Consider the following 6,911-nt stretch of genomic DNA (forward strand, 5'->3'; position numbering starts at 1 on the left):
AACCCGTTTGAAAGCGCCGTCTCGTCCGGAGCGTCCTCGACTGCCGGCCAGTATGCCCCTGGCGCCGTTATTGCGGGCGCTGCCCCATCAATATGTCGATATGTTTGAAGAACATCCGGAACGGTTGATGTTTATTTCTGAAACACGACCGGATATGGAGTAATGACCCCCACCCTAACCCTCCCCCTAAAATGGGGAGGGAACTGGCTCCCTCTCCCTTGAAGGGAGAGGGAGTTGTCGGACAGCCTCCTTACCCCCTTTATTAAAGGGAGAATTCTTCTCCTCCTTTATTAAAGGGGGGGTGAGGGATTTTAAAACTTCAGGATAGAAGATTACACCAGCCCCTGATCCCGCATGGCATTAACGACTTTTACAAAACCGGCGATATTGGCGCCTACAAAATAATTACCAGGCTCACCATACTCAGCCGCTGCATCCAGACAGGTCTGATGGATGTTTTTCATAATCATTTTCAGGCGGTTGTCGACTTCTTCTCTGGGCCAGTTCAGCCGCATGCTGTTTTGGGCCATTTCCAGGCCCGATACCGCAACGCCCCCGGCATTGGAAGCCTTGCCCGGCGCATAAAGAATCTTCTTGTCTAAAAATATATTGACCGCTTCAGGCGTACACGGCATGTTGGCGCCTTCCGTAATCAGGCCCACCCCGTTTTTCATCAAATTGGCGGCATCTTTGGCGTTGATTTCATTCTGGGTTGCGCAGGGAAAGGCGCAGTCCGCCTTGTGGCTCCAGAGCGGATTATAATCTAATGAAGTTTCGGCTTCGGTATAAACCGCTTCCGAATATTTCTCGATGTATTCTTTAATTCGACCGCGCCGGGTATTCTTCAGCCGCATCACAAAATTCAGTTTCGCCTTATCTATACCCTGATCATCATAAATATAACCGGATGAATCCGAAAGGGTCAGCACCTTACCGCCCAACTCGATGGTTTTTTCCGCTGTGTACTGCGCCACATTGCCGGAACCGGACACCAGACAGGTTTTACCTTCAAAACTATCGTTGCGGCTGGCCAGCATTTCAGCGGCAAGGTAGACATTTCCGTATCCGGTTGCTTCCGGTCGTATGAGACTGCCGCCCCACCCCAGACTCTTGCCGGTTAATACGCCGCTAAATTCGTTGCGCAATTTCTTGTACATACCGAAAAGATAACCGATTTCCCGGGCGCCGACGCCGATATCCCCGGCAGGGACATCCGTGTTGGGGCCGATGTGACGGAAAAGCTCGGCCATGAAGCTTTGACAGAACCGCATGACTTCATTGTCGGATTTGCCTTTGGGGTCAAAATCCGAACCTCCTTTCCCTCCTCCCATGGACAGCGTTGTCAGTGCGTTTTTGAAAGTCTGTTCAAATGCCAGAAATTTTAGAATGCTCAGGGTTACCGAAGGATGAAAACGCAAGCCGCCCTTATAAGGCCCCAAGGCACTGTTCATTTCTATCCTGAAACCACGGTTGACTCGTACCTGCCCCTGGTCATCCATCCAGGGAACCCGGAAGATGATGGTTCTTTCAGGTTCCGTAATCCTTTCCAAAACGGCGTCCTGGCGGTATTGCGGATTTCGGTCCAGCACCGGCTGAACCGATTCGATCACCTCTTCCACCGCCTGATGAAATTCTTTTTCACCCGGATCTCTATCCTTTATCAGATTCAAAATGCTTGTCATGAACAACCTCCTGTAGATTTAATGTTTTTATTAATCGAATCAATGATAGTTTATCACGCATTGAAATTTTCGGCCGTCAATTTTAATGGTATATATTAAAAACAAAAAAGCGCCTTATCCATTAAGAGAAAAGACGCCCTTGTCCAATCATCAACTTAATTTATCTCTGCACGCTATTGTACAAAGATTCATCTGTTTGAATTCAGTGAGGTTTATAGTTGTATAAAGGGTTTGTCAAGATATTTTTTATGAACCGGCAAGCTTATTGAAAAGACAACAACTATTTGTAATAAGGAATAATTATTGCAGCTCTTCGGAAAGCAATATGGCTTCTGCGATGAGGCGGAGGGATTTACGGGTGTCCATGCTGCGTTTTTGAATCCAGCGATAGGCCTCTTCACCACTTAATTTTCGTCGTTGCATCAAGACCTCTTTGGCCCGCTCCACCAGTTTACGGGTTTCCAGCTCTTCCTGAATGACTTTGGTTTTTACCATCAACTGGGTGTTTAAGATTGCCATGGCGGCCTGGTTTGCCACCGTTGTGATCAGATTGACCTCGGTTTCGGAAAACTCATGGGGTTCGGTGGTAAAACAGTTCAGCACGCCGATAATATTATCGTCTCTGTTCTGCAGCGGCACCCCCACCATGGAAACCAGCCCCAGTTTTCTGGCCATTTCTTTTTCCTTAAACCGGGGCTCTTTCAGGACGTCGGGGATAATCAGCGGGCGTTTGGTGGTTGCCACATACCCAACCACGCCTTCATCCATTTTAAGGGCCCGGTCCTTGACATAATCCGGTTCGATGGCCTGGGTGGCTTTCAGGCGGATGATGGGTGGCGTTGTGTCTTCGTCGATGAGCCACAATGAACAAATTTCCACGCCGGTCACTTTGGCCGTCACCATGACAATCAATTTCAAGATATCTTCAAGGTACAGGTCCGACGTAATGGCCTGACTGATATCCATCAGAGCCTTTATGTATTTGTCGTATATGTCCGGTGTGACCCTATCCATGATACCCGCAATCTTGTCGTGGATTAAACACAGTTACAAAAATAGCAAAGCTGAACTTTTTCAAAAAGGATGGCTTATCCATATAACAAAAACACCCCGGATTTCAACCCAATTTCTTAAATCCGGGGATATTCAATGAAAAGCCGCTATTGCTGTCAAAACCTTCCGCCACCGGTTCTCTATCGATCCGTTATTCGGCCGTCATTTTTTTTAAAACTTCAATCGTCCGGGCAGGATTAAAAATCCCGCAGGGACAGGGTTTGGCGATTATTTTTGCGGCCGCTTCGATGGTGATTTCATTGTTCTTGATTTTTCCGACATAATGACGAATCGTTTTGGGCGGCACCATGCTATGGCCGCAAAGGGTCGTGATCTTTAAATGGTCCGTTTCGGGTAAAATTTCCGTTTTCCCCCATACTCCCAGTGAATAATGCACGGTATGCGGTTTTAAACCAATCTCCTTGCAGACACTAAAAATATCTTCGGTAAGGCCGCTGGCGACAACGGAGTAGCCGGCATCCATTTCCTTGAATTTTGTCAATACGGCTTTGAATTTCGCTTTTTCGGTAAATACCGACATGAACCCGTTCAGCTTCTTTTTGCACATAATGGCTTCGTAATCGTCACCCTGGGCAGTACAATTGGCGCCGGTCCGGCCAATGTTCACCGGCCCGTGGGTATAGGCAATGTCCGCCAGCTTCCTTGTCTGGTGAAGGGTTTTTGCGATGGTCTCGTCATCGACATCATCAAATCCTTTTGCCGGCCTCACGAACAAGACATAATCTTTTTTGAGTTCGTCTACACTAGCCAATCTGTGGGCCGAGTGGGTCATAATTCACAACTCCTTTCCGTTAGTCCTCACACAGGGGCCTCCCCAACCCAAGGTTAATCTTGGAGTTGGGTCTGACGTCTATCCCCATTTTAGTGATAACCGGTTCAATGGGCGATTCAAACCCGTCGATCATGCGCGTAACAAGGCCAAGGCTGAAGACCGTATCGATTTCAGTTGAAACTTTCTTCAGCAAAATAAGGGTTTTTTCGAGATTATCCAGCTGTATTTTACCTTCAATAATACAGGATAGAACCCGTTCGCTGCGGATATCTTCACGCAGCAATCCCTTTTCTTTATCGCTGATCAGGGCGGTCATGGGGGTCTTTTCACCCATCTCGGCGCCGGCTTCCATCAGCGTTTGAATGATTTTTTTCGGCATTATAGAGATAGGTGCCGCTGTTGGGCCGGCCCAGTTCAACAACAACGCCGACATACCCGTGTTTGAATTTGCCGGTGCGATCGTTGGTCTTGCATTCCTCAGTTCCCCGTCCGGAGCCGGTGGTATAACGCATGCCCTCCGGCCATTTAAACTGATTGTCGCTGAAGTATTTGCGTATAATCCTGGGCCAGATGAGTTCATCCTGTTGCAGCGCTCCGGTGGGGCATCCCGCCACCCTGAGGCAATTCTCGCATTCCACGCACTTCTCCCGATCAATATCGGCCGTATCATCCCCCTGAAAGATTGCATCAAGGGTGCAGGTAAAGACGCATTCGCCGCACCCGCTGCAGATCTCCTGATCAATGATCATATGTTATTCCTCTTACAAAACGTCAATTTAAAATACCGACAATATTTTCAGGACTCGGCTTAAGTTCGCCCTTCTCCAGCCGTTTCATCAATGCCGTGATTTTTTCATTGGCAGGGGTCGGCAAGCCGGCTTCCCTCCCTTTTTGGGCGACCAGACCGTTGATAAAGTCGGTTTCGGTGCGGCGCCCTTTGCGGATATCCTGGGCGGTTGACGGGCGGCCTTCTTCGGTACGATGCTTTGTGGTTTCAAGCATTTTATCTTGAATTTCCGCCACTGCCTTTTGTTCACCCCTGCCGGCGGCCATGAGCGTTTCGGCCGTCATACCCCGTATATTCTCCAGATCATATCCCAGTGCCATCCCCACCTGAACCGCCTCGGCGCCCAGCTGTATGGATAACATCCGCGGCGCTTCCTGTTCCACAATCATCTTGCTGTTCAGCCCCGTTACCGCGGAAACGGCGTTATTCATGGAATTGACCACAAGCTTTGTCCACCTTTCACCCCAGAGATTGGTGGTTACCTTAGCCCCGTCGACCACACTCAGCATTTCCGCTATATGCTCTACCCGCTCGGTCATGCGTCCATGGACCTCTCCCGACCGGAAAACCAGCTTTCCCTTTGCGCCGGGTCCCAGGGTTCGCTTGATGTGCCCCGGCTTATATAAATCCACACTGATGCCGCTGGCGATGCACCCCACAGTTTTGCCCCATCCGACGATCCCGGCAATGCGCTCTTCGTTGATGCTGTTCTGCAGCGACACGATAAATCCGTCGGGCTTCAAATACTGCTTCATCATGGCTGCCGCCCATTCGGTGTCGTATGATTTAACAGAGACAAACACGATATCAACCGGGTTCTTTGCCAGGCTTTGCACTTCATGCAGATGCATGGCCGGTACCTTGACCGTATGGGCTTCATCAGGTGTGCTGAGATGCAGACCGTCCCGCTTGATGCAATCGATGTGTTCCGCCCACGGATCAATCAATAAGATATCTTCTCCGGCCTGGGCCATTCGCCCGCCTGTATAGCCCCCCACAGCGCCCGCACCAAATATCACGATCTTTTTTTTCATACGTCACCTTTCCTTGATTACTCTCCAGCCATTTTTTTTATTTCCGCTACGGTCTTGGGCACGTTAAAGATGCCGCATACGCAGGGGCCGGCCAGCTTTCTGCCGGCTTCTTCCGGCGTGATGCTGCCGTCTTTAATCTTTTCAACGTAATGATCGATCATCTCCGCAGAGACCATGTGATGACCGCAGCGGGTGGTGATCTTTAAATGCTCCCTGTCCGGCAGCAATTCCGTTTTGCCCCACACACCCAGTGAATAGAGTATCGTGTGCGGTTTTAATCCGATCTCTTTGCAGATGCCGAATATTTCGTCGATCAAACCGCCGGCCACCACCGATATGCCGTAATCCAGTTTTTTATATTCTTTTAATATCTCCTTGATATTGTTTTTATCCGTAAATGCGGAGTAAAATCCCTGGGTGCTCTTCCAGCCCATTACTTTTTCGTAATCATCCCCTCTTCCCGTGCACCCGATCTTACGCCCCAGGTTGACCGCACCGTTTTTTTGGGCGATATCCGCCATTTCACGCGTTTTACGGATGGTGTCTTCCTTTGTCTGTTCGTTGACATCATCCAGATCTTTATTCGGCTTGACCAGGATATTATAATCATCTTGAAGTTCTTCAATGGTTCCGTAACGATGCCCTGCATGACTCATGATCTATAGCTCCTTTCTCTTAATCTTCGATGAGCGGCCTGCCCAAACCGAGATTTATTTTTGCATTCGGCCGGGTTTGCAACCCCAGCTTCTCAAGGACCGGGGCGATCGTCGAAGTAAAGCCGTCTTGCAGCCGGGTAACCAGGCCCAGACTGAAAACCGTATCAATGTTTTTGGATGCCTCGGTAACAGCCGTTAGCGCTGTTTCAAGGTCCTCGATCTTTACTTTCCCTTCGACGATACAGGAAAGGACGCGTTCACCTCTGACTTCCTCCGGAAAAAGCCCCAACTTTTTATCCTTCAGCAGGGCGGAAATTGGAGATTTTTCTTCCATTTCAAAACCCGCTTGAATCAGAGACTGAACGATTTTTTCAGCATCGGCAAAACTTGCCGTAACACCGGGCCTCCCAAGCTCGACCAGCACGCCGATCTGACCGTTTTTAAATCTTCCAGTTCGATCGTTGGTCTTACATTCCTCCGTGCCGCGTCCGTATCCGGTTGAAAAACGCACATTGTCCGGCCATCGCTGCTGATTGTCGCTGAAATATTTGCGCCAGACCCGGGGATAGGTAAGTTCATCCTGCTGAAGTGCACTGGTGGGACACTCCGCGATTCTGAGGCAATTGCCGCATTCAACGCACTGCTCCCTATCAATCTCGGCCTTGTCTTCATTCAGGCTGATCGCCTGAACCGTACAGGTAAACACACATTCAGCACACCCGCTACACGTTTCCTGATCAATAATCATTATACATCCCTTTCATGAATCTTTCAAAACGTTAGGTGCGCTCAAATGGTTTTAAACGCAATAACCATCTGGTCTAAGGGACCACTCATTTATTAAATAACATTAAATAGGGCTAACTAAATCAATTTAAAAATATCAACTTAAGCATGAAAGCGCCT

General features: G+C 49.0%; 8 protein-coding genes. All 8 read right to left on the minus strand.

Annotation, left to right across the window (positions count from 1 at the left end; all coding sequences use genetic code 11):
* Positions 1-332: 332 nt before the first annotated feature.
* The 8 genes from gdhA to P1P89_21405 all read right to left on the minus strand — a co-directional run bounded on the left by gdhA (position 333) and on the right by P1P89_21405 (position 6,753).
* Entirely contained in the window at positions 333-1,682 is a 1,350-nt protein-coding gene (gene gdhA, locus P1P89_21370; GenBank protein ID MDF1594067.1) for an NADP-specific glutamate dehydrogenase, read from the minus strand.
* A gap of 300 nt (positions 1,683-1,982) precedes the next feature.
* Complete coding sequence (locus tag P1P89_21375; GenBank protein ID MDF1594068.1) at positions 1,983-2,696, minus strand: GAF and ANTAR domain-containing protein; 714 nt, start codon at positions 2,694-2,696, stop codon at positions 1,983-1,985.
* Between the two features lie 190 nt (positions 2,697-2,886).
* A complete protein-coding gene (locus tag P1P89_21380; GenBank protein MDF1594069.1) occupies positions 2,887-3,528 on the minus strand; it encodes a hypothetical protein in 642 nt (213 codons plus the stop codon).
* A 19-nt stretch (positions 3,529-3,547) separates the two neighbouring features.
* On the minus strand, positions 3,548-3,907 hold the full coding sequence (locus P1P89_21385) for a hypothetical protein (protein MDF1594070.1): 360 nt from the start codon (positions 3,905-3,907) through the stop codon (positions 3,548-3,550).
* The gene (locus tag P1P89_21390; protein MDF1594071.1) at positions 3,855-4,277 is read right to left on the minus strand and encodes a 4Fe-4S binding protein; all 423 of its coding nucleotides are present in this window, start codon (positions 4,275-4,277) and stop codon (positions 3,855-3,857) included. The genes P1P89_21385 and P1P89_21390 overlap by 53 nt, the downstream gene beginning before the upstream one ends.
* Positions 4,278-4,299: 22 nt before the next feature.
* Complete coding sequence (locus tag P1P89_21395) at positions 4,300-5,349, minus strand: 2-dehydropantoate 2-reductase (GenBank protein MDF1594072.1); 1,050 nt, start codon at positions 5,347-5,349, stop codon at positions 4,300-4,302.
* A 17-nt stretch (positions 5,350-5,366) separates the two neighbouring features.
* Positions 5,367-6,005 (minus strand): hypothetical protein, encoded by a 639-nt coding sequence (locus P1P89_21400; GenBank protein ID MDF1594073.1) that lies wholly within the window; start codon positions 6,003-6,005, stop codon positions 5,367-5,369.
* Between the two features lie 19 nt (positions 6,006-6,024).
* Positions 6,025-6,753 (minus strand): hypothetical protein, encoded by a 729-nt coding sequence (locus P1P89_21405; protein MDF1594074.1) that lies wholly within the window; start codon positions 6,751-6,753, stop codon positions 6,025-6,027.
* Positions 6,754-6,911: the final 158 nt, after the last annotated feature.

This window comes from Desulfobacterales bacterium (genome assembly GCA_029211065.1).
Classification (GTDB): domain Bacteria; phylum Desulfobacterota; class Desulfobacteria; order Desulfobacterales; family JARGFK01; genus JARGFK01.